The 21,755-nt window shown below is 71.1% G+C and carries 24 protein-coding genes and 1 riboswitch; of the genes, 23 read left to right on the top strand and 1 reads right to left on the bottom strand.

The window, feature by feature from the left end; translation table 11 throughout:
• Positions 1-6: 6 nt before the first annotated feature.
• The 11 genes from mihF (at position 7) to SALPAC6_RS0109150 (ending at position 11,357) form a co-directional block, all read left to right on the top strand.
• Positions 7-324 carry an integration host factor, actinobacterial type gene (gene mihF, locus SALPAC6_RS0109200; protein WP_007458370.1) on the top strand — a complete coding sequence of 106 codons (318 nt, stop codon included), beginning with the start codon at positions 7-9 and terminating at the stop codon, positions 322-324.
• A gap of 25 nt (positions 325-349) precedes the next feature.
• The gene (locus SALPAC6_RS0109195) at positions 350-883 is read left to right on the top strand and encodes a nucleoside/nucleotide kinase family protein (protein WP_018253127.1); all 534 of its coding nucleotides are present in this window, start codon (positions 350-352) and stop codon (positions 881-883) included.
• A 43-nt stretch (positions 884-926) separates the two neighbouring features.
• Positions 927-1,193 carry a DNA-directed RNA polymerase subunit omega gene (rpoZ, locus tag SALPAC6_RS0109190; RefSeq protein WP_013285517.1) on the top strand — a complete coding sequence of 89 codons (267 nt, stop codon included), beginning with the start codon at positions 927-929 and terminating at the stop codon, positions 1,191-1,193.
• 13 nt (positions 1,194-1,206) lie between these two features.
• The gene (gene coaBC / locus SALPAC6_RS0109185; RefSeq protein WP_018253126.1) at positions 1,207-2,418 is read left to right on the top strand and encodes a bifunctional phosphopantothenoylcysteine decarboxylase/phosphopantothenate--cysteine ligase CoaBC; all 1,212 of its coding nucleotides are present in this window, start codon (positions 1,207-1,209) and stop codon (positions 2,416-2,418) included.
• Between the two features lie 86 nt (positions 2,419-2,504).
• On the top strand, positions 2,505-3,704 hold the full coding sequence (gene metK / locus SALPAC6_RS0109180; RefSeq protein ID WP_018253125.1) for a methionine adenosyltransferase: 1,200 nt from the start codon (positions 2,505-2,507) through the stop codon (positions 3,702-3,704).
• Positions 3,705-3,763: 59 nt separating this feature from the next.
• Positions 3,764-5,686 (top strand): primosomal protein N', encoded by a 1,923-nt coding sequence (locus SALPAC6_RS0109175; protein WP_018253124.1) that lies wholly within the window; start codon positions 3,764-3,766, stop codon positions 5,684-5,686.
• Between the two features lie 256 nt (positions 5,687-5,942).
• Positions 5,943-6,926: an AAA family ATPase gene (locus SALPAC6_RS0109170; protein WP_018253123.1), complete on the top strand. Its 984-nt coding sequence runs from the start codon at positions 5,943-5,945 to the stop codon at positions 6,924-6,926.
• Between the two features lie 97 nt (positions 6,927-7,023).
• Entirely contained in the window at positions 7,024-8,289 is a 1,266-nt protein-coding gene (locus tag SALPAC6_RS0109165) for a cytochrome P450 (RefSeq protein WP_018253122.1), read from the top strand.
• 47 nt (positions 8,290-8,336) lie between these two features.
• A complete protein-coding gene (gene def, locus SALPAC6_RS0109160; RefSeq protein WP_018253121.1) occupies positions 8,337-8,897 on the top strand; it encodes a peptide deformylase in 561 nt (186 codons plus the stop codon).
• A 7-nt stretch (positions 8,898-8,904) separates the two neighbouring features.
• On the top strand, positions 8,905-9,831 hold the full coding sequence (gene fmt, locus SALPAC6_RS0109155) for a methionyl-tRNA formyltransferase (protein ID WP_018253120.1): 927 nt from the start codon (positions 8,905-8,907) through the stop codon (positions 9,829-9,831).
• Entirely contained in the window at positions 9,828-11,357 is a 1,530-nt protein-coding gene (locus SALPAC6_RS0109150; RefSeq protein ID WP_018253119.1) for an RsmB/NOP family class I SAM-dependent RNA methyltransferase, read from the top strand. The genes fmt and SALPAC6_RS0109150 overlap by 4 nt, the downstream gene beginning before the upstream one ends.
• Positions 11,358-11,402: 45 nt before the next feature.
• Here SALPAC6_RS0109150 and SALPAC6_RS0109145 read toward each other — a convergent pair whose 3' ends face one another.
• Complete coding sequence (locus SALPAC6_RS0109145) at positions 11,403-12,284, bottom strand: septum formation family protein (protein ID WP_018253118.1); 882 nt, start codon at positions 12,282-12,284, stop codon at positions 11,403-11,405.
• Between the two features lie 223 nt (positions 12,285-12,507).
• On the opposite strand from SALPAC6_RS0109145, the gene rpe reads away from it, so the two are divergent.
• The 12 genes from rpe (at position 12,508) to rpmI (ending at position 21,742) form a co-directional block, all read left to right on the top strand.
• On the top strand, positions 12,508-13,188 hold the full coding sequence (gene rpe, locus SALPAC6_RS0109140) for a ribulose-phosphate 3-epimerase (protein ID WP_018253117.1): 681 nt from the start codon (positions 12,508-12,510) through the stop codon (positions 13,186-13,188).
• Position 13,189: 1 nt separating this feature from the next.
• A complete protein-coding gene (locus SALPAC6_RS0109135) occupies positions 13,190-14,170 on the top strand; it encodes a GGDEF domain-containing response regulator (RefSeq protein ID WP_026189467.1) in 981 nt (326 codons plus the stop codon).
• A gap of 58 nt (positions 14,171-14,228) precedes the next feature.
• A riboswitch (FMN riboswitch) is annotated at positions 14,229-14,402 on the top strand.
• A 162-nt stretch (positions 14,403-14,564) separates the two neighbouring features.
• On the top strand, positions 14,565-15,626 hold the full coding sequence (gene ribD, locus SALPAC6_RS0109130; RefSeq protein WP_018253115.1) for a bifunctional diaminohydroxyphosphoribosylaminopyrimidine deaminase/5-amino-6-(5-phosphoribosylamino)uracil reductase RibD: 1,062 nt from the start codon (positions 14,565-14,567) through the stop codon (positions 15,624-15,626).
• A gap of 1 nt (position 15,627) precedes the next feature.
• Positions 15,628-16,293, top strand: coding sequence for a riboflavin synthase (locus SALPAC6_RS0109125; protein WP_018253114.1), 666 nt, complete (start codon positions 15,628-15,630; stop codon positions 16,291-16,293).
• Positions 16,293-16,991, top strand: coding sequence for a nicotinamide riboside transporter PnuC (pnuC, locus tag SALPAC6_RS0109120; RefSeq protein ID WP_018253113.1), 699 nt, complete (start codon positions 16,293-16,295; stop codon positions 16,989-16,991). Before SALPAC6_RS0109125 ends, pnuC begins: the two co-directional genes overlap by 1 nt.
• Complete coding sequence (locus SALPAC6_RS0109115) at positions 16,988-18,190, top strand: bifunctional 3,4-dihydroxy-2-butanone-4-phosphate synthase/GTP cyclohydrolase II (protein WP_018253112.1); 1,203 nt, start codon at positions 16,988-16,990, stop codon at positions 18,188-18,190. The genes pnuC and SALPAC6_RS0109115 overlap by 4 nt, the downstream gene beginning before the upstream one ends.
• 55 nt (positions 18,191-18,245) lie before the next feature.
• Positions 18,246-18,743 carry a 6,7-dimethyl-8-ribityllumazine synthase gene (gene ribH / locus SALPAC6_RS0109110; protein ID WP_018253111.1) on the top strand — a complete coding sequence of 166 codons (498 nt, stop codon included), beginning with the start codon at positions 18,246-18,248 and terminating at the stop codon, positions 18,741-18,743.
• A 73-nt stretch (positions 18,744-18,816) separates the two neighbouring features.
• Entirely contained in the window at positions 18,817-19,080 is a 264-nt protein-coding gene (locus SALPAC6_RS0109105) for a phosphoribosyl-ATP diphosphatase (protein WP_018253110.1), read from the top strand.
• Positions 19,081-19,128: 48 nt separating this feature from the next.
• A complete protein-coding gene (hisG, locus tag SALPAC6_RS0109100; protein WP_026189466.1) occupies positions 19,129-19,974 on the top strand; it encodes an ATP phosphoribosyltransferase in 846 nt (281 codons plus the stop codon).
• 135 nt (positions 19,975-20,109) lie between these two features.
• A complete protein-coding gene (locus SALPAC6_RS0109095; protein ID WP_018253108.1) occupies positions 20,110-20,574 on the top strand; it encodes a PH domain-containing protein in 465 nt (154 codons plus the stop codon).
• Positions 20,575-20,912: 338 nt separating this feature from the next.
• On the top strand, positions 20,913-21,527 hold the full coding sequence (gene infC, locus SALPAC6_RS0109090; RefSeq protein ID WP_018253107.1) for a translation initiation factor IF-3: 615 nt from the start codon (positions 20,913-20,915) through the stop codon (positions 21,525-21,527).
• 20 nt (positions 21,528-21,547) lie between these two features.
• Complete coding sequence (rpmI, locus tag SALPAC6_RS0109085) at positions 21,548-21,742, top strand: 50S ribosomal protein L35 (protein ID WP_011905775.1); 195 nt, start codon at positions 21,548-21,550, stop codon at positions 21,740-21,742.
• Positions 21,743-21,755 lie beyond the last annotated feature (13 nt).

The raw sequence follows: 21,755 nt of genomic DNA, 5'->3' as shown, positions 1-21,755 counted from the left end.
GAACTGGTGCCGCTCCCGTCACTGACCCCTGAGCAGCGCGCAGCAGCGCTGGAGAAGGCCGCGGAGATCCGCAAGGCCCGTGCTGAGCTGAAGGAGCAGCTCAAGCAGGGCAAGACAACTCTCGGAGCCGTTCTCGAGCGGGCCGAGTCCGACGATGTCGTCGGCAAGCTGAAGGTATCCGCTGTCCTGCAGGCGATGCCGGGAATCGGCAAGATCCGGGCGACCCAGATCATGGAGAAGCTCAAGATCGCCGATAGTCGGCGCCTGCGTGGCCTCGGCGAGCAGCAGCGCAAGGCCCTGCTTGGGGAGTTCGCCGCCAACTGAGGTGGCAGCCGTGTAGAAACGAGCAGTGAGCACGGATGGTGAGGCGCGCCCGGCGGGCCGGCTCACCATCCTGACCGGGCCCTCGGGTTCCGGTCGGGATGGTGTCGTCGGTGTGGTCCGGGCGCGCTTGCCTAGCGTGTGGACGCCGGTGCCGGTGACCACCCGGCCGCGGCGGGACTGCGAGGTGGCCGGGGTCGACCGGATTTTCCTCGACTCGGTCCAGTTCGACCGGCTACTGGCCGCCGGTGGTCTGCTGGAGTGGAGCCAGATCGGCCGATACCGGCGCGGTACGCCGGGGCAGCCACTGCGGTCCCGACTGGCCGCCGGGACGTCAGCTCTGCTGTCGATGGATCTGGCCGGGGCGCTGCGGCTGCGGGCCGTGTTGCCGACGGCCCGGCTGGTGCTGTTGCACCCACCCGGCTACGTGGCCGATCCGGTCACCGAGCCGCATGTCGCGCAAACCATCGTGCATGGCCGGACCGTGCAGGTCGTGGACGAGCTGGTAGGATTGTTCGGTTCGTCATTCAAAGCTCCGGCGCGACCGCGCGTGCGCGGTTGACCGCCAGCACCGCGAGCGGTGTCACAGACACAGAGGTCAACACGTGGGATCCATCGCCACCAACCCCGAAGGCATCACCAACCCGCCGATCGACGAGCTCCTCGAGAAGACCACCTCGAAGTACGCGCTGGTCATCTTCGCCGCCAAGCGGGCCCGTCAGGTCAACGCCTACTACAGCCAGCTCGGCGAGGGCCTGCTGGAGTATGTCGGCCCGCTGGTCGAGACGACCCCGCAGGAGAAGCCGCTCTCGATCGCCATGCGGGAGATCAACGCGGGCCTGCTCACCGCTGAGCCCACCGACCAGCCGTAGCGCGTACCCAGCGATGTCCCCCCGGATCATCCTCGGGGTCGGTGGCGGGATCGCCGCGTACAAGGTCTGCGAACTGCTGCGCCTCCTCACCGAGTCCGGTCACCGCGTCCGGGTCGTGCCGACCGCGTCGGCGCTCCGCTTCGTCGGGGCCGCGACCTGGTCGGCGCTCTCCGGTCAACCAGTCGCCGACGACGTCTGGTCCGACGTGCACGAGGTGCCGCACGTGCGGCTGGGTCAGCAGGCAGACTTGGTCGTGGTGGCTCCGGCCACCACCGACCTGCTCGCGCGGGCCGCTCATGGGCTCGCGGACGACCTGCTCACCAACACTCTGCTGACGGCTCGCTGCCCGGTCGTCCTGGCGCCGGCGATGCATACCGAGATGTGGGAACATCCGGCGACGGTGGCCAATGTGGCGACGCTGCGCTCCCGTGGGGTGCTGGTCGTCGAGCCGGCGGTCGGCCGGCTCACCGGGATGGACACCGGCAAGGGGCGGCTACCAGATCCGGCGGAGCTCTTCGCCGTGGCCCGACGCGTCCTCGCTCGCGGCACCGCCGCTCCGGCGGACCTCACCGGAAAGCATGTGCTGGTCACCGCCGGGGGCACCCGGGAGCCGCTCGACCCGGTCCGGTTCCTCGGTAATCGCTCCTCCGGCAAGCAGGGGTACGCGTTCGCCCGCGCCGCGGTGGCGCGAGGAGCCCGGGTCACCCTGGTCTCCGCCAACGTCGCGCTGCCCGATCCGGCCGGCGTGGACCTGGTGCGGGTCAGCACGACCGCGGAGCTTCGCGAAGCCACGCTGACGGCTGCCGACCGCGCGGACGCGGTGGTGCTGGCGGCGGCTCCCGCCGATTTCCGGCCCGCGACGTACGCGACTGGCAAAATCAAGAAGTCGGACGACGGCAGCGCGCCCACCGTTGAGCTCGTCGCGAACCCGGACATCGCCGCCGAGCTCGGGAAACGTCGTCGCCCGGAGCAAGTGTTGGTGGTGTTCGCCGCGGAGACCAGCGACGCCGAGGCCAACGGCCGAGCCAAACTCGCCCGCAAGCGGGCGGACCTCATCGTCATCAACGAGGTCGGCCTGGACCGGGTTTTCGGCGCCGACACCAACGCGGCGACCGTCATCGGCGCGGACGGATCGGTCAGCCGGATGCCCGAGCAGTCCAAGGAAGATCTCGCCGACGGTGTCTGGGACCTCATCGTCTCCCGGCTTGCCGACCATCCCGGATAGCTGGATTAGCGCACGATAGGGGGCTCCGGTACCGGACGCGAGTGACTAAACTGCCGCGGAACGAGTTTCCCTGACTTAGGAGTGCCGTGACACGCCGCCTCTTCACTTCCGAATCGGTCACCGAAGGTCACCCAGACAAGATTGCGGACCAGATCAGTGACGGGATCCTCGATGCGTTGCTGGCAGAGGACCCGCGTAGCCGGGTTGCAGTGGAGACGCTGATCACAACCGGTCAGGTGCATGTTGCGGGCGAGGTAACCACCCAGGCCTATGCCGACATCCCGTCGATCGTGCGTCGGACGATTTTGGATATTGGTTACGACTCGTCACGAAAGGGCTTTGACGGGTCATCCTGCGGGGTAAGTGTGTCGATTGGGTCACAGTCGGCAGATATCGCCCAGGGGGTCGACAACGCGTTTGAGCTGCGCACCGGCGTTTCCGACAGCGCGTTGGATGCGCAGGGCGCTGGTGACCAGGGGATGATGTTCGGGTTCGCCTGCTCGGAGACCCCGGAGTTGATGCCGTTGCCGATCGCGTTGGCGCATCGGCTGTCGCGCCGCCTGGCCCAGGTGCGGCGAGAAGGCGTGGTGCCGTACCTGCGTCCGGATGGTAAGACACAGGTGACGGTGGAGTACGAGGGACTTCGGCCGGTGCGGCTGAACACCGTGCTGGTGTCGTCGCAGCACGCGGCCGACGTGTCGCTGGATTCGCTGTTGACGCCGGACATCCGGGAGCACGTGATCGCGCCGGAGGTGGAAGGTCTCGGGCTGGGGCTGGACATCGAAGGCTACCGGTTGCTGGTGAATCCGACGGGCCGGTTCGAGGTGGGTGGCCCGATGGGAGACGCGGGTCTGACCGGCCGGAAGATCATCGTGGATACCTACGGCGGGTACGCGCGGCACGGCGGCGGGGCGTTCTCGGGCAAGGACCCGTCCAAGGTGGACCGGTCGGCGGCGTACGCGATGCGGTGGGTGGCCAAGAACGTGGTGGCGGCCGGGCTGGCGGAGCGGTGCGAGGCGCAGGTGGCGTACGCCATCGGCAAGGCGCAGCCGGTGAGCCTGTTCGTGGAGACGTTCGGCACGGAGACGGTGCCGGTGGAGCGGATCGAGAAGGCGGTGACGCAGGTGTTCGACCTTCGGCCGGCGGCGATCATCCGGGACCTGAAGTTGACCCGGCCGATCTACTCGCAGACCGCGGCGTACGGACACTTCGGTCGAGAGCTTCCCGACTTCACCTGGGAGAGCACCGACCGCGCCGGTGACCTCAAGTCGGTGGCGGGCGCCTGAGTAGTACCCCGCGTAGCGACCGGCGGCCTGCCAACGGGTCGCCGGTCGCTCGTGTCTGCGTGGACGTTCCCCTGGCCCACCTCGATCGGCCCTTCGACTACCTGGTGCCCGAGGGCCTGGACGCTGATGCCGTCCCCGGCACTCGGGTGAAGGTCCGCTTCGCCGGTCAGCTCGTCAACGGCTGGCTGCTGGAGCGGGTGAGTGAATCCGCCCACCCCCGGCTTGCGTACCTGGAGAAGGTCGTCTCCCCGGAGCCGGCCCTCGCGCCGGAGATCGCCCGCCTGGCCCGCGCCGTCGCCGATCGGTACGCCGGCAGCCTCGCCGACGTGCTTCGCCTCGCTGTTCCGCCCCGGCACGCCCGGGTCGAGAAGGAACAGCAACCGTCGCCCGCGGCCAGTGCGGCCTCGCCGGATCCGGGAACCGGGTCGGCCGGCCCGGGTGGTTGGTCGGGGTACCCGACTGGCCCCGCCCTGCTGCGGGCCCTCGCCGATGGCCGTGCCCCCCGCGCGGTCTGGTCTGCCCTGCCGGGGGAGGAGTGGCCCGTTCGCTACGCCGAGGCGGTCGCGGCGACCGTCGCCGGTGGCCGGGGCGCGGTCGTGATCGTCGCCGACGCCCGCGACCTCGACCGGCTCGACTCGGCCCTGACCGCCGTGCTCGGCAGCGGCCAGCACGTCCAGCTCACCGCCGCGCTCGGCCCGGCCCGCCGGTACCGGGCGTTCCTCGCCGCCCGGCGGGGCCAGGTCCCGGTGGTGATCGGCACCCGGGCCGCCATGTTCGCGCCGGTACCACGACTCGGCCTCGTCGCCATCTGGGACGACGGTGACGACCTGCACGCCGAGCCCCGGGCCCCCTACCCGCACGCCCGCGAGGTGTTGCTGACCCGCGCCCAGCTGGCTGGCGCCGCAGCCCTGATCGGCGGCTATGCCCGCACCGCCGAGGCGCAGCTGCTCGTGGAGACCGGGTGGGCCCGCGAGGTCACGGCCGCCCGCGCCGTGGTCCGGGCGCGGACGCCGGCGATCGCCCCCACCGGCGACGACCCCCAGCTGGCCCGGGACCCGGGTGCGGCTACCGCCCGGCTGCCCAGCCTGGCCTGGACGGTGGCGCGCGATGCCCTCTCCGCCGATGCGCCGGTCCTCGTCCAGGTGCCCCGGCGCGGCTACCTGCCGGCGGTGGCGTGCGCCACGTGCCGGACTCCGGCGCGCTGCCCGCACTGCGCCGGGCCGCTCGCGCTGCCCTCGGCGCGGGGGGCGCCGGTCTGCCGCTGGTGCGCGCGGGTCGCCGCCGCGTACGCCTGCCCGGAGTGCCGGGGCCGGCGGCTGCGCGCCGCGGTCATCGGTGCCCGGCGGACGGCGGAGGAGCTGGGCCGGGCCTTTCCCGGCGTGCCGGTGCGCACCTCCGGGCGGGAGGAGGTCCTCGCGGCCGTCCCCGGTGGCGCCGGGTTGGTCATCACCACCCCGGGCGCCGAGCCGGTAGCCGATGGCGGTTACGGGGCGGTGCTGCTGCTGGACTCGTGGGCCCTGCTGACCCGGGCCGATCTGCGGGCAGGGGAGGAGGCGCTGCGGCGCTGGCTCGCCGCCGCCGCCCTGGCCCGCCCCGGGCCCGCCGGCGGCCGGGTGGTGGTGGTAGCCGACGGTGCGCTCGCCCCGGTGCAGGCGCTTCTCCGCTGGGACGCGGGCTGGTTTGCGGCCCGCGAACTCGCCGAGCGCCGGGAGCTTGGTTTTCCGCCGGCGGTGCGGATGGCGAGCGTCACCGGGCCGCCGACGGCCGTCGCCGAGCTGCTCGCCGAGTCCCGACTACCGGTGGAGGCGGAGCTGCTGGGGCCGGTGCCCGCCGATGATGACCGGGAGCGGATGCTGGTCCGGGTTCCCCGCGCCCAGGCCGCCGTCCTGGCCGCGGCCCTGCACGCCGCGGCGGGGGTACGCGCCGCCCGGAAGGCGGCCGATCCACTCCGGCTCCAGGTCGACCCGCTGACCCTCTTCTGACCCGCTGACTCAGCGGAGGCTTGATATTACTATGAGTTACTGAAGTTGGCGTGACGGACACGCTGTGTGGGGATGGGGGCGGATCCGGGTGATAGCATCGCCCCTCATGTCGGGCCGGACGAAGGCTCAGGTCGTGCTGTGTCGTTCGATACGCCCGGCCGGAGCCGGCGCCGGTTCGGCGGCGATGGCGACGGAGCGCGTCGGGTGGCGCGGTGCCGACGAGTGTTAACAGCCCGCAATCATAGGTGGACCAGTCGTGACCGTTCCTCAATCGATTGTCTTCAACGGCGACCTCGGCAGTGGCAAGAGCACCGTCTCCGTGGAGATCGCCAAGCGCCTCGGCATGCGTCGGGTCAGCGTGGGTGATCTCTACCGGCAGATGGCCCAGGAGCGGCAGATGACCGCCCTCCAGCTCAACCTGCACGCCGAGCTGGACCAGGCTGTTGACGGCTACGTTGACCAGCTCCAACGGGACATCGCGGCCTCCGGCGAGCGCCTGGTGATGGATTCGCGGCTCGCCTGGCACTTCTTTACCGACGCACTCAAGGTGCACATGATCACCGAGCCCGGGGAGGCTGCCCGGCGGGTGTTGCTGCGTCCGTCCGGCCCGGCTGAGCAGTACACCTCCCTGGCGGAGGCGAAGGCCCGACTCATGGAGCGCAGCGAGAGTGAGCGGAGTCGGTTCATCATCCGCTACGGCGTGGACAAGGCGAAGCTGCGCAACTACGACCTGATCTGTGACACCACCCGGGCCAGCGCCGCGGAGGTGATCGAGCGCATCGTCGCCGCGTACGAGGGGCGGCTCTGCCCCGAGGTGCTGCGGGAGGCCCCGCCGCTGCTGCTGCTTGACCCGGCTCGGGTTTACCCGACCGAGGACATCGTCACCCTCCGCGGCCAGTGGGACGCCGAATCTGTCGGGGGTGTCGTCGCGGCGGGCGACGAGCCGCTGGAGCCGCTGCGGATCGGCTACACGGGCGAGCACTTCTTCGTTGTGGACGGGCACCGTCGACTCAGCGCCGCGTTGCAGGACGGGTACCGGCTGGTGTCCGCGCAGCTCGTCGCTGAGGTCGATGAGCCCGTCGTCGGTGGGATGAGCGCGATCGAGTACTTCACCGCCCAGGTGCGGCCCAGCATGATCCACGACTGGTCGGCCGCGCACGGGATCGAGCTGCCGCTGCCCGAACCGGCGCTGTTGGGCGGCGGTGCGGTCTTGGCGGGGGAGCCGGGCGCCGGCGCCTGACGGTCACGCCACGTCCCCGCGTCCCCGGCGCAGGGGTTACGGCCCGCCGACTGAGCGTGCATGATGGGCCACCTGACCCTGACATAGGAGGTGGCGAATGGACGCATCTGAGGCGGTCGCCCTGTTGATGTCACCGCCGGGCCGGCTCGACCCCTATCCCACGTACGAGCAGCTGCGTGCGCACGGCCCGGTGGTTCCGACGGCGGCCGGTTTCTTCGTGGTCACCGGGTACACCGAGGCCGACACGGTGTTGCGAAACCCCCGGTTTGGGGTGATGGACGACGAAGAGCGCGCCGATGTCTTCCCGCATTGGCAGGACAGCCCGGCGATGATGTCGATCTCCCGGTCGATGATCCGGGCCAATCCGCCGGACCACAGTCGAATGCGCCGCCTGGCCGCGGGGGTGTTCACCCCGCGCCGGGTCGCCGCCCTCCGCGAGGTGGTAGCCGCCCAGGCCGACGAACTGATCGACGAGATGACCCGGGCCGGTCGGGGCGGTGCTCCGGTGGATTTCATGGGCAGCTTCGCCTACCCGTTGCCGGTCACGGTGATCTGCGCCCTGCTCGGGGTGCCGGCGGCTGACTGGGCTCAGTTTCGGCGCTGGGCCAGTGAACTGACCGGCGTCCTGGAGCCGGAGATCACCCCCGAGGAGTTGGCCGTCGCCGACGCCGGTGCCAGCGGGTTGCGCGACTACTTCACCGAGCTGATCGCCGAGCGCCGCCGGACCCCGGCCGAGGATCTGACCACCGCGCTGGTGCAGGCGCACGACGCCGACGGTGACCGGCTGTCCGGCGAGGAGCTGCTGGCCAACCTCGTGTTGCTGTTGGTCGCGGGCTTCGAGACCACCACCAACCTGCTCGGCAACGGTCTGGTCGTGCTCCTGAACCAGCCCGGGTCGGCGACCGCCCTGCGGGACCAGCCCGAGCTCGCTCCCCGCTACGTGGACGAGCTTCTGCGGTACGACTCACCCGTGCAGTTGACCACCCGTACGGTCCGCGAGTCGATGCCTCTCGCCGGGGTTGAGCTGCCCGCGGGGAGTTGGCTGCTGGTTCTGCTCGGCGCGGCCAACCGCGACCCGGCGCGCTTTACTGATCCGGCCCGATTCGACCCGGGGCGGGCCCAGTCGCCCCCGCTGTCCTTCGGCGCTGGCGCGCACTACTGCCTCGGCGCCGGGCTGGCCCGACTGGAGGCTCAGGTCGCGTTTCCGCTGTTGCTGCGCCGGCTGCCCGAGCTCGCGCTGGCCGGCGAGCCCACCCGCCGGAACCGGTTGACCCTGCGCGGCTACGAGACGCTTCCGGTGACCGTCGGTGCCGCCCCCGCCGATCACGGTACGCCGGCCGGAGCCGCTCTGGGCACTCCGTAGACTGGTGCGCAACGCCCGTTGCCAAGCCCACGAAGGAGCCAATCCGCGTGACCGTCCAGCCCATCCGCCTCTTCGGCGACCCGGTGCTGCGCACGCCGGCCGACCCGGTGGTCGACTTCGACGTCGAACTGCGCAAGCTCGTCGCTGACCTGACCGACACGATGCGTGAGCAGAGCGGCGCCGGTCTGGCCGCGCCACAGCTCGGTGTGGGCCTGCGGGTGTTCACCTTCGACGTGGACGACGTGGTCGGTCACCTGGTCAACCCGCTGTTGGAGTTTCCCGACGCCGAGGAGCAGGACGGCCCGGAAGGCTGCCTGTCGCTGCCGGGTCTGTACTTCGACACGAAGCGCCGGCAGAACGTGGTCGCCAAGGGCTTCAACGGGTACGGCGATCCGGTGCAGATCGTCGGCACCGGGTTGATGTCCCGCTGTGTGCAGCACGAGACCGACCACCTGGACGGGGTGTTGTTCATCGACCGGCTGGACCCGGCCGGCCGCAAGGCGGCGATGAAGGAGATCCGCCGGGCCGAGTGGTACGACCCGGCGGCCCCGCCGACGGTGAAGCTCAGCCCACACGCCGCCGACAACCCGTTCGGCCTCGGGCGGTGACCGGCCGATGCGCGTGATTTTCGCCGGTACGCCGGCCGTCGCCGTCCCCACCCTCGCCGCGGTGGCCGCCTCCCGCCATGAACTGGTAGCGGTTCTCACCCGCCCGGATGCTCCGGCGGGCCGGGGCCGTGGCCTGTCCCGTTCCCCGGTCGGCGCCTGGGCCGACGAGCACGGCGTCGAAGTCCTCACCCCGGCCCGGCCGCGGGAGCCGGAGTTCCTCGACCGGCTGCGCACACTGGCACCGGACTGCGTGCCGGTCGTCGCCTACGGTGCGCTGGTCCCGCCGGCCGCCCTGGAGATCCCGCGGCATGGCTGGGTCAACCTGCACTTTTCCCTGCTGCCCGCCTGGCGCGGCGCGGCTCCCGTGCAGCACGCCCTGCTGCACGGCGACGAGCTGACCGGTGCCAGCGTCTTCCAGCTCGAGGAGGGCCTGGACACGGGCCCGGTGTACGGCACCGTCACCGACGAGGTTCGGCCCGCCGACACCTCGGGCGACCTGCTGGAGCGGCTGGCGCACTCCGGTGCCGAGCTGCTGATCGCCGTGCTGGACGCGATCGAGGAGGGCAGCGCCCGGGCGCAGCCGCAACCGGACGACGGGGTGAGTCTGGCGCCGAAGCTCACCGGGGCGGATGCCCGGGTGCGCTGGGGTGACCCCGCCTTCGCCGTGGACCGGCGCGTCCGTGCCTGCTCCCCGGCCCCCGGCCCGTGGACGACCTTCCGCGACGAGCGGGTCAAGCTCGGCCCGGTCACCCCCGTCGCGGATGGTCCCGAGCTGCAGCCGGGCGAGCTGTTGGTGGAGAAGTCCCGGGTGCTTGCCGGCACCGCCACCACCCCGGTTGCGCTCGGTGAGATCCGGGCGGCGGGCAAGAGAGCCATGCCGGCGAGCGACTGGGCGCGCGGCGTCCGGGTGACTGCTGGGGAGGTCCTCGCATGACGGGCCCGGTAGACGGCCAGGACGTGGGGCGGCCCGGTGGTTTCCGGGGCGGTCGTCCCGCCACCGGCCGCGGTCGCTCCGGTGCCGGACCCGAGCGCCGCCCGGAGCAGCGGGGGCGCGGTGGCCAGCGGCCGACGGCTGGCGGGCGCGGTCGTCCCCCTGGCCGGAGCGCTGTTGACCTACCTCGGCACGCCGCGTATCAGGCGGTCGCCGCGGTCAACCGGGACGACGCGTACGCCAATCTTGTGCTCCCGGCGATCCTGCGCGACGCGGGTCTGGTCGGCCGGGACGCGGCCTTCGCCACCGAGCTGACGTACGGGACGCTGCGTCGGCTCGGCACCCTCGACGCGATCCTCACCGAGGCTGCTGGGCGGGACGTGGCCCGCATCGACCCGCCGGTTCGGGACGCGTTGCGGCTCGGTGCCTACCAACTGCTGTACACCCGGGTGCCCGCCCACGCTGCGGTCTCGGCAACTGTCGACCTGGTGCGGTCGGTCGGGGCGGGGGCGACCGGGTTCGCCAACGCGGTGCTCCGAGAGGTCGCCGGCCGGGATGTCGACGCCTGGGTGGCCCGGCTCGCCCCACCGCTGGAGACCGACCCGATCGGGCACCTGGCGATCGCGTACAGCCATCCGCAGTGGATTGTGCGGGCGTTCGCCGAGGCGCTCGGCGGCGATCTCGGTGAGACCACCCGGTTGCTCATCGAGGACAACGAGCGTCCGCCGGTGCACCTCTGTGCCCGACCGGGGTTGGCCGATCCGGTGGCCCTGGCCGACGAGGTCGGCGGTGCCCCGGGTGCCTTCTCCCCATACGCGGTCTACTCCGGCGGGGGCGCCCCGGGTGATCTGCCGGCGCTCACCGAGGGACGGGCCCACGTCCAGGACGAGGGTTCCCAGCTGGTGGCCGACGCTCTTACGGCGGCGCCACTGGACGGCCCGGACGGGCGCTGGCTCGACCTGTGCGCCGGGCCGGGCGGCAAGTCCGGCCTGCTCGGTGCCGTCGCTGCCCAGCGTGGCGCGCGCCTGACCGCCGTGGAGGTGTCCGAGCACCGCGCCCGTCTTGTCGGGCAGGCCACCCGCGACCTGCCGGTGACCGTGCTCAACACTGATGGTCGTACCGTCGGGGCGACGCCGAAGCTCGCGGAGGGGCACTTCGATCGGGCGCTCGTTGACGCGCCCTGCACCGGTCTGGGCTCACTGCGTCGGCGGCCCGAGTCGCGCTGGCGTCGGCAGCCGTCGGACCTGCCGGCGTTGACCCGGTTGCAGCGGGAACTGCTCAGCGCGGGGCTGCGGGCGGTCCGCCCGGGTGGGCTGGTGGCCTACGTGACCTGTTCGCCGCACGTGGTCGAGACGCACGTGACGGTAACCGAGGCGGCGCGCCGCGCGGGGATGCCGGTCGACTTCGTTGACGCCCGTCCGCTGCTGCCGAAGGGGATGCCGGGGCTCGGCGACGGGCCGACGGTGCAGCTGTGGCCGCACCGGCACGGCACCGACGCCATGTTCCTGGCGGTGCTACGCCGCGGCTGACCTGTTCCCGTGCCCGGGCGGGTGACCGCCCGGGCACGGCCGGCGCTATCTCGGCAGACCCGCTTTGCCCGCGTCCTTCATCGACCGGGTCAGGTTCCGGTCGTCGACCCAGAGAAAGCACCACACCCCCCGGGCGCCGGTGAGCCACTGCTCCTCCAGCGGCTCGTAGTAGATGTAGCCGGTGCGGTACTCCACGTCGCTGCGGGGCACCCCGACGTACTCGGCAATCAGCTTGAGGCAGCCCTTGCTGGTCCGGTCCTCGTTGCGCTGGAAGTCGGCGTAGTCGGTGTCCGGTGCGGTCCAGGCGCCGACGAACTCGGCGTGGTGTTTCTCGGTACACGCCACGGGTGTCATCTCGGCCACGTGGTCATCGTCGAGTACCGGCTCGAAGCAGGTGTGCCGAAGCGGGGAGTCGCCCTTTTTGAGTGCGTCAACCAGGCTGGCGGTGCGGGACACCGCGCTCGGATCATCCAGGCTCTGCTCCTCGCTCACGTCGCAGCGGAACCAGCGGAAGCCCCCCTCCCATCCAGCTCGCGACGGGAAGATGACGGAGAGGCCGATCCGTCCGCTGCGCCAGTCGGCGCCCAGCGCCTGGTTCACCTCCCGCTCACAGGTGGCGTAGGCGGTTTGCCTCGCGGCCGAGCCGGCTTCCGGTGGCCGGGAATCCGTCGCGTCGGCCCCCGTCAGCGTGCCGACGTGCAGGGTCTCCACCACGTGTGGCCGGTCGCATGGGGTCGGCGCGTACGCGCTGCGGTAGCCGACCTCGGTCACGGTGGGGTGGCAGGTGCCCGCCTCGGGCGTGAAACCCGTCGCGGCGGCGAGGGGGGCCCAGTCGTCAACCAGATCTCCGTCGGTTCCCGCCGGTGCGGTGGCACATCCGGCGAGCGTCAGGGCCACCAGCGTGGCGCAGAGCGTGACTCGTTTCATCCGGCGGCCTCTCCGGGTGGGGTCGGTAGGTATGGCGTCGAACACGCCACGGTGCGGCAGCTTACGGCACGTGGCAAGCCGTTCCGGTGGGCCATCGACGTTGCTGCCCGGCGTCCCTGGTTCTGTTGTGGCCAGTTCCTCCGGGTGGCCGCGGGGGTGCGCCCGGCGCCTCGGTCGGTGCCGCGCCGGTGGCGGTGGGGGGCTGCGTTCGTACACTGGCCTCGTGACCGTACCGCTGCCAATCGTCGCACCGAGCATTCTGGCCGCCGACTTCGCCCGCCTCGCCGACGAGGTCCGTGCCATCGAAGGCGCCGCAGACTGGGTGCACGTGGATGTCATGGACAACCATTTCGTGCCGAATCTCACGATCGGGCTGCCGGTCGTGCAGAGCCTGCGGGCCGCCACCCGGCTCCCCTTTGACGTGCACCTCATGATCGAGGATCCGCGGCGGTGGGCGCCCGGCTACGCCGACGCCGGGGCGTACAACGTGACGTTTCACGCCGAGGCCTGTGACGATCCGGTCGCGTTGGCCAAGGAGCTCCGTTCGGCCGGTGCGAAGGCAGGGCTGGCGATCGACCGGGACACCCCGATCGAACCGTACCTGGACCTGCTACCCAGCTTCGACACTCTGTTGATCATGACGATCAAGGCCGGGTTCGGTGGGCAGCGGTTCATCCCGCACCTGTTGGACAAGGTGCGCACGGCCCGTCACCATGTTGACGCTGGCCACTTGGAGCTGCGCATCGAGGTCGACGGTGGGATCGCCGCGGACACCATCGCCGAGGCTGCCGAGGCGGGCGCGGACGCCTTCGTCGCCGGCACCGCGGTCTTCGGTGCCGACGACCCGGCCGAGGCCGTACGCCGGCTGCGGTCCCTGGCCCGGTGCGCGGCGCCCCGGGCCTGACGTGGAACCCGACGGGGATCGCCAGGACGTCATTCTGGTCGTTGACGACGACGAGGACATCGCTCGGTTCGTCGAGTTCAACCTGCGGTTGCACGGGTACGAGGTGATCCATGCCGGGGACGGCCAGGCGGCGCTCGAGGTGATTGCGCGGCACCGCCCGGACCTGGCCGTGGTCGATCTGATGATGCCCCGGATGGACGGGTTGGAGCTGACCCGACGGCTCCGGGCCGACCCGATGACCGCCGCCCTGCCGGTGATCATGCTGACCGCCAAGGGGATGACCGTGGACAAGGTGCACGGCCTCAGCGCCGGGGCCGACGACTACCTGGTCAAGCCCTTCGACACCGCCGAGTTGGTGGCCCGGGTCAGCTCCACGCTGCGTCGGAACAAGGAGTTCCGCGAGGTCTCGCCGCTGACCGGGCTACCCGGCAACACCCGGATCCGCCGGGAGATCACCGACCGGATTCGGGTTGGATCCGACTACGCGGTCGGTTACATCGACATTGACCGTTTCAAGAGCGTCAACGATGTCTACGGGTTTGTTCGCGGCGACGACTTCATCTGCGCGCTGGCCCACAGCCTGCACCAGGCGGTCGTCTCGGTGGGGCTCCCATCGGCCTTCCTGGGCCATGTCGGCGGCGACGACTTCATCTTCGTCAGCACGCCGGAACAGGTCCGGCAGCTGACCTCGCAGGTCTCCGCGGACTTCGAGCAGGCGGCCGACGCGCTGTACGACCCGCCCGACGCCGCCCGCGGCTACGTGGAGCTCAAGGACCGGCGGGGCAATCTACGCCGTGCCGCGCTGGTCACCCTCTCGATCGGCGTCTCGGTCTCGGACGCCGACAAGCGGCTCACGAATCCGCTGGCGGCGATGACGATCGCCTCCGAGATGAAGTCGGTGGCCAAGAGCCAGCCGGGGTCGTACGTGGCGGTGGACCGGCGTCGCGGAGTGTCGGATTCGAGTCATCGTTCTGTGAAGTAGCACGCTGTGGGTAGCCGCTGACCCCCCAGAGCATGTAAGACTTCGGGTAGTACCCACCACGCGCTGGCGGGACTCGGTGTAATTCCGAACCGGCGGTGATCCACGGCCTGACCGTGGTAAGCCCGCGACCCGGGAGCGGTTCGTCCGCCCGGTGGACCTGGTGCAAATCCGGGGCCGACGGTTGGGTGCGGGCATGCCCGCGTCCAGACAGTCCGGATGGGAGACAGCGCGCGGGACGGATGGGCCGTGCCCGGCCGCCGGTGTCGGCGTGCCGTGCGGTCCTCCCGGGGCGGCTGTGCCGTTCCCGGATCTCCGCCACCGCACGCCCGCGGCCCGATGCCGCCGCTCCCATCGCCGCCCGCGCACCGAGGGCGGGAGGGCGGGAGGGCAGGGCATGGCCGGCGTCTCCGTAGATGAGGCGATGCGTCGCGCAGTTGAGCTCGCCGCGCGTGGCCTCGGCACCACCAGCCCCAACCCGGTCGTCGGCTGCGTGCTGCTCGACCCGGATGGTCAGGTGGTCGGTGAGGGCTTCCACGCCTACGCCGGTGGGCCGCACGCCGAGATCGTCGCGCTCGCCCACGCGGGGGAGCGGGCGCGGGGCGGCACCGCGGTGGTCACGCTGGAACCCTGCGACCACACCGGCCGTACGGGTCCGTGCAGCACCGCTCTGGTGCAGGCCGGCGTCGCCCGGGTGGTGATCGCCGTACCCGACCCGAACCAGGCCGCGTCCGGTGGTGCCGCCACGCTACGCGCCGCCGGGGTCCGGGTCGATCTGGGTGTACGCGCCGTTGAGGCGGAGGCGGGCAACATCGCGTGGCTGACCTCAACGCGTCGGGGCTGGCCGTACCTCGTCTGGAAATACGCGGCGACGCTGGACGGGCGGTCCGCTGCCGCCGACGGCACCAGCATGTGGATCACCTCCGAGGCGGCCCGGATGGATGTGCACGCGCTGCGCGGCACCGTGGACGCTGTCATCGCCGGGGTGGGGACCGTGCTCGCCGACGACCCGCGCCTGACCGTTCGGAACCTGCGCGACGGCAGTCTCGCCATCCGGCAGCCGTTGCGGGTGGTGGTGGACTCGACGGGCCAGACCCCGGCCGGAGCACGGGTCCGCGACGACGCCGCGCCCACCTGGATCGCCACCGCCGAGGAGGTTGGTACCGATTCGGCGGGCCGGGTCGATCTGCCGGCGCTGCTCGCCGCGCTGCACCAGCGCGGGGTGCGCGCCGCGCTGCTGGAGGGAGGGCCGCGGCTGGCCGGTGCCTTTCTCGCCGCCGGGCTGGTCGACAAGATCGTCGGCTACGTCGCGCCCCGGCTGCTCGGCGCCGGACCCACCGCGTTGGCAGACACGGGGGTGACCACGATCACCGATGCCATCGACTGCGAGGTCGTTGACGTTACCCAGGTCGGTCCCGACCTGCGGATCACCGCACTGCCCCGGAAGAGGGAGGGCTGACATGTTCACCGGCATCGTCGAGGAACTCGGTGAGGTCATCCACATCGTGGAGACCGCGGAGGACTCCGCGATGGTCACCATCAACGGCCCACTGGTTGTCACCGACGCCCGGCCCGGTGACTCCATCGCGGTCAACGGGGTCTGTCTGACCGTGGTGGAACTCGCCGGTGGGGCCTTCACCGCCGACGTGATGGGCGAGACGCTGCGCCGCTCCGCGCTCGGCGGGCTGCGCCCCGGTGACCCGGTGAACCTGGAGCGGGCCGTCACCCTCGGCAGCCGCCTCGGCGGCCACCTGGTTCAGGGGCATGTCAACGGCGTCGGCGAGCTGCTGGCCCGGGAGTCGGCCGCGCGGTGGGAGACGGTTCGCTTCCGCCTGCCCACTGACCTGACTCGGTATGTGGTGGCGAAGGGGTCGATCACCGTTGACGGGGTGTCCCTGACCGTGGCCAGGGTCGGGCCCGACTGGTTCGAGGTGGGCCTGATCCCCACCACCCTGCGGCTGACGACGCTGGGCTCCCGTAGCGTCGGTGACCCGGTCAACCTCGAGGTTGACGTCCTGGCCAAATACGTCGAGCGGCTGCTCGGCGGGGGCCAGCCTGCCGGGCCGGACGACCTGCCCGTCGCTGTTGGCCTGCCCGGTGCCGCGCCGACGGGTGGGCCGGCGTGATGGGGCCGCTCGGCTGGCTGCTCGACGCGCAGGTGAGCCTCGCCGGCTCGCCGGTGCTGGTCCGCGAGATCGTCGGCAACGTCTTCGGCCTGGCCGCCGCGATGTTCGGCCTCCGCCGGGTGGTGTGGGCCTGGCCGGTCGGCATGATCGGCAACGCGCTGCTGTTCACCGTCTTCCTCGGCGGAGCGTTCGCCACCCCACAGGCTCATGACCTCTACGGCCAGGCCGGCCGGCAGGTCTTCTTCTTCGGGCTCGGCCTCTACGGCTGGTGGCGCTGGTCGCGACACCGTCGCCGGGGCGGCGACGGTACTGCTGCCGCGGTGGAGCCCCGCTGGGCTACCGGGCGGGAGCGGCTCGGACTGTTGACAGCCGCCGTGGTCGGCACCGCCGTCAGTTACCCGGTCCTCGCCGCCCTGGGTTCGTGGGGGCCGCTGCCGGATGCCTGGATCCTGACCGGCAGCCTGCTCGCCACCTACGGCATGGCCCGCGGATATGTGGACTTCTGGCTGATCTGGATCGCCGTTGACCTGGTCGGGTTGCCACTGTTGCTGCGCGGCGGGTTCTACCCCTCTGCGGTGATGTACCTCGTCTACGGCGCCTTCTGCGTCTGGGGGCTCGCCGCCTGGTGGCGGACGTCGCGTGCTGCTCGCACCGACCTCGCACCGATCCCATCGAGCTATGCGGAGGCTGTGGCGTGACCACCTTTGGCAGGATCGAACGAGCGATGGCGGAGATCATCGCCGGCCGGCCCGTCGTCGTGGTTGACGACGCCAACCGGGAGAACGAGGGTGACCTGATCTTCGCGGCCGAGCTGGCCACGCCGGAGCTGGTCGCCTTCATGGTCCGCTACACCTCCGGCTACATCTGCACGGCGTTACCCGGGAGCGAGTGCGACCGGCTGGACCTGCCGCCGATGCACCACACCAACCAGGACCGGCGCGGCACCGCCTACGCGGTGACGGTGGACGCCCGGGAGGGTGTGAGCACCGGCATCTCCGCCGCCGACCGGGCGCACACGATCCGGCTGCTCGCCAGCTCCGGCACCGCGCCGGAGGATCTGGCCCGGCCCGGTCACGTGGTCCCACTGCGGGCCCACGAGGAGGGGGTGCTGCGTCGGCCCGGTCACACCGAGGCCGCGACCGACCTCACCCGGCTGGCCGGGCTGCGCCCCGCAGGGGTCCTCTGCGAGCTGGTCAACGACGACGGCACCATGATGCGGGGCCCGGACCTGGAGCGGTTCTGTGCCGAGCACTCATTGGTCCTGGTCACCATCGCGGAGCTGATCGCCTACCGGCGGCGGACTGAGAAACAGGTCGAGCGGGTCGCCGAGGCTCGACTGCCCACCCGGCACGGGCTCTTCCGGATCCTGGGCTACCGCGGCGACTACGACTCAGCCGAGCACGTCGCGCTGGTGATGGGTGATCTCGGCGACGGTCGGGACGTGCTGGTGCGGGTGCACTCCGAGTGTCTCACCGGTGACGTCTTCGGCTCGTTGCGCTGCGACTGTGGGCCCCAGCTGAACGCCTCGCTGGAGTTGGTCGCCCGGGAGGAGCGTGGAGTCGTGCTCTACCTGCGTGGCCATGAGGGGCGTGGCATTGGGCTGCTGCATAAACTTCAGGCGTACCAGTTACAGGACCTGGGCCTGGACACCGTCGAAGCCAACCTGGAGCTCGGCCTGCCGGCGGACGCGCGGGACTACGGCACCGGCGCGCAGATCCTCTACGACCTCGGGGTGCGGTCGATGCGGCTGCTCACGAACAATCCGGCCAAGCAGGCCGGTCTGGAAGGGTATGGCGTGACCATTACCGGCCGCCTGGAGCTACCGGTTCGGCAGCACGCGGAGAACGCGCGCTACCTGCAGACCAAGCGGGACCGCATGGGGCACCTGCTGGAGTAGGTGAGACGAGGTTATCGAGGCACTGGGCCCTCGGCGATCGGATTGGAGCGTAGGAATGGCGGGTTTCGGGGAGCCGGGCGTCAACACGGTCGATGCCGCGGGTCTGACCGTCGGGGTGGTCGCTGCCCGCTGGCACGGCGAGTTCACCGACCACATGCTCGACCGGGCAGTCGCCGCTGCCGAAGCGTGTGGGGCCGGCGCCACGGTGGCCCGGGTGGCCGGCTCGGTGGAGCTACCCGTGGTGGCGCAGGCGCTCGCCCGGCGTTGCGACGCGGTGGTGGCGCTCGGGGTGGTGGTCCGGGGAGCCACCGCTCACTTCGACTACGTCTGCCGGTCGGTCACCGACGGGCTTACCCGGATCGCCCTGGATGAGGGGAAGCCGGTCGGGCATGGTGTGCTGACCGTGGACATGATCGAGCAGGCTCGGGACCGGGCCGGGCTGCCCGGCTCGGCGGAGGACAAGGGATGGGCGACGACTGTCGCGGTCCTCGACGCGGCGCTCGCGGTTCGGGACCTGGCTGGCACCACCCCCCAGGTGGGCTTCGGCGCCTGAGAGTTGCCGGCATCGTGGGACACTCCGAGCCCCGGTGGAGCCGTGGTTGCCGGCGGGTTGCAAGAATCGACCTGTGAAGACGTTCGAGGAGTTGTTTGCCGAGCTGCAGACCAAGGCCGCGGCCGGCACCCCCGGCTCGGGCACCGTCGCGGCCCTGAACAAGGGGGTGCACTTCGTCGGCAAGAAGGTCGTCGAGGAGGCGGCCGAGTCCTGGATGGCGGCCGAGCACGAGGGGCCCGAGCGGACCGCCGAGGAGATCTCCCAGCTGCTCTACCAGGTGCAGGTGTTGATGCTCGTCGCCGGTCTCGACCTCGAGGACGTCTACCGACATCTGTGAGTGTTCCCCGCGCCGACCCTCCCGTTTTCCGACAAGGAGCATTCCGTCATGCTGCGAGTCGCGGTACCCAACAAGGGGACCTTGGCCGAGAAGGCCGCTCAGATGCTGCGCGAGGCGGGCTACCGCCAGCGAACCGACCCGAAGGACCTGGTCTGCCGGGACGATACAAACGATATTGAGTTCTTCTATCTGCGTCCGAAGGACATCGCCACCTACGTCGGCTCCGGGGACCTGGATGTCGGCATCACCGGCCGGGACCTACTGGTCGACTCCGGTGCGCCCGCCACCGAGGTGGTCGACCTGGCCTTCGGTCAGGCCACTTTCCGATTCGCCGCTCGGCCCGAGGACATCGCTTCGGTGCAGGACCTGGACGGGCGGCGGGTCGCTACCGCGTATCCCGGCCTGGTGGAGCGGCACCTCGCCGAGCTGGGCGTCAAGGCCGACGTGATCCGCCTGGACGGCGCGGTGGAGAACGCCATCCGGCTGGGCCTCGCCGACGTGGTCGCCGACGTGGTGGAGACCGGTGCCACGCTGCGTCAGGCCGGATTGGTGGTCTTCGGTGAGCCGCTGCTGCGCTCGTCCGCCGTCCTGGTCTGCCGCGCTGCCGCGCCGCCGCACCCGCAGTGCGAGCTGCTGCTCCGCCGCCTGCACAGTGTGCTCGTCGCCCGGCGTTACGTGATGCTGACGTACGACGTTCCGGTCGATCTGTTGGCTCGGGCCAGTTCGTTGACTCCGGGCATCGAGTCGCCAACCGTCTCCCGGCTGCACCGGGAGGGCTGGGTGGCGGTGCAGGCGATGGTGCTGCGAGACGATGTGCACCGGATCATGGATGAGTTGTACCAGGTCGGAGCCCGCGCGATCCTGGTCACGAGCATTCAGGCCTGTCGCCTCTGACCCGAGTCCGGGCGCGGAGCCGGGCGCAGAGCGGGGATGTCCCTCGCCGGTCGGGCCGCCACCCCGCCTGAGCCTCGCCGCGCCCGGCCGTGTGCCGGGCGCGGGTCGCTCGGGTGTGGGTGGCAGACTGGTGGGGTGAGCAAAACCGAAGCGTTCCGTATCCGGCCCCGGCGGGTCCGGCTGGTCTGCTGGGCCTCGGCGATTGCCTTGGTGCTGCTGTTCACGGTGCTGGCGACGTCACTGCACGGGGCGACCGGCAGCGGCTATGGCTCGTTCCAGCGAGGCGACCAACTCGGCATGGTCGGCCTCGGCGTACTCGGTGCACTTGCCTTCCTGCTCTTCACCCGGCCACGGGTGGAGGCCGACGCGCAGCGGATCCGGGTGCAGAACGTGATCGGCTCGTACGAGCTGCCCTGGGAGCTCGTCCGTGGCATCCGGTTTGACCGCGGGGCGCCCTGGGCCAGCCTCGAGCTGCACGATGACGACCTGGTGCCGATGCTTGCCCTCCAGGCCGCCGACAAGGAGTTGGCCGTTGACGCGGTCCGCAGGCTGCGTCAGCTGCATCAGGCCCGGGTGGCTGAGGGTGCCGCCGGCCACTGAACCGGCGGACCGAGGCGTGCGGCTGATGCCCGGTGTGGGGCGGACCGGCGCGGGGTGTAAGCTACCGGAAACGACCAGGCCAGCTGCGTCTTCGCGGGTGGCTTTGAAAGTGGAGCGCCTGCTCCCACCTGAGTCGCCGCGTGGTGGCCGGGTCCGGTCCCCGATTCCGGGCACGCCTCGGTCTCGGATGCGCGACTATATGGTCGTGCCGACCGGTCGAGCGGGCCCCGGTAGCTGCCGGGGCCTTCTGCTTTCCGGGTCGGTTCCCACCCGGGAACCGCCGGGTCGGCAATGCAGGAGACTCGACTCGAGGAGGCCCCATCAGCGTCGAACCACGCGTGAACGAGCAGATCCGGGCACGTGAGGTCCGACTGGTCGGTCCCGAGGGTGAGCAGGTGGGCATCGTCCCGCTGGAGCGCGCCCTTCAGCTGGCCGCGGACGTCGACCTGGACCTGGTCGAGGTTGCGCCAATGGCGCGCCCGCCGGTGTGCAAGCTCATGGACTTCGGCAAGTTCAAGTATGAGAGCGCACTGAAGGCGCGCGAAGCGCGGCGTAATCAGCAGCAGACCGTCATCAAGGAGATGAAGCTTCGGCCGAAGATCGATCCGCACGACTACGAGACCAAGAAGGGTCACGTGGTGCGGTTCCTCAAGGCGGGCGACAAGGTCAAGGTGACGATCATGTTCCGGGGTCGCGAGCAGAGCCGCCCGGAGCTGGGCTACCGGCTCCTGCGTCGGCTCGAGTCCGAGATCTCGGAGCTGGGGTACGTCGAGGCCGCGCCGAAGCAGGACGGTCGAAACATGATCATGGTGCTCGCACCGCACCGCGCCACCAAGGCTGCCGCCACGGCGGCCCGCGGCGGCGCGCTGCCGCGGGGCGAGCGGGAATCCGGTGCCGCCGAGGCAGCACCGCCGGCCGAGGCGGCCGGACCCGCCGGAACTGCCGGCGAGTAGCAGGGGAGAAGACGTTCCACATGCCGAAGATGAAAAGCCACACCGGGATGGGCAAGCGCGTCCGGGTGACCGGCAAAGGCAAGATCGTGAAGCAGCAGGCCGGCCTGCGCCACAACCTGGAGAAGAAGTCCTCCACCCGTACCCGCCGGCTGACCGGGCTGGTCGAGGTGGCCAAGCCGGATGTCAAGCGCATCAAGAAGCTGCTCGGCCGCTGACGCGCGCCACCCT

The sequence above is a fragment of the Salinispora mooreana genome (assembly GCF_000379065.1).
Lineage (GTDB): Bacteria > Actinomycetota > Actinomycetes > Mycobacteriales > Micromonosporaceae > Micromonospora > Micromonospora mooreana.
This window is presented reverse-complemented; position numbering and strand designations above follow the sequence as displayed.

What these genes read in the sequence shown, in the direction of transcription:
- pnuC (WP_018253113.1), top strand. Translation starts at nt 16,293, where the DNA reads ATGGGGCCGCTCGGCTGGCTGCTCGACGCGCAGGTGAGCCTCGCCGGC.
- SALPAC6_RS0109125 (WP_018253114.1), top strand. Translation starts at nt 15,628, where the DNA reads ATGTTCACCGGCATCGTCGAGGAACTCGGTGAGGTCATCCACATCGTG.
- SALPAC6_RS0109150 (WP_018253119.1), top strand. Translation starts at nt 9,828, where the DNA reads ATGACGGGCCCGGTAGACGGCCAGGACGTGGGGCGGCCCGGTGGTTTC.
- rpmI (WP_011905775.1), top strand. Translation starts at nt 21,548, where the DNA reads ATGCCGAAGATGAAAAGCCACACCGGGATGGGCAAGCGCGTCCGGGTG.
- SALPAC6_RS0109165 (WP_018253122.1), top strand. Translation starts at nt 7,024, where the DNA reads ATGGACGCATCTGAGGCGGTCGCCCTGTTGATGTCACCGCCGGGCCGG.
- coaBC (WP_018253126.1), top strand. Translation starts at nt 1,207, where the DNA reads ATGTCCCCCCGGATCATCCTCGGGGTCGGTGGCGGGATCGCCGCGTAC.
- fmt (WP_018253120.1), top strand. Translation starts at nt 8,905, where the DNA reads ATGCGCGTGATTTTCGCCGGTACGCCGGCCGTCGCCGTCCCCACCCTC.
- ribD (WP_018253115.1), top strand. Translation starts at nt 14,565, where the DNA reads ATGGCCGGCGTCTCCGTAGATGAGGCGATGCGTCGCGCAGTTGAGCTC.
- SALPAC6_RS0109145 (WP_018253118.1), bottom strand. Translation starts at nt 12,284, where the DNA reads ATGAAACGAGTCACGCTCTGCGCCACGCTGGTGGCCCTGACGCTCGCC.
- hisG (WP_026189466.1), top strand. Translation starts at nt 19,129, where the DNA reads ATGCTGCGAGTCGCGGTACCCAACAAGGGGACCTTGGCCGAGAAGGCC.
- ribH (WP_018253111.1), top strand. Translation starts at nt 18,246, where the DNA reads ATGGCGGGTTTCGGGGAGCCGGGCGTCAACACGGTCGATGCCGCGGGT.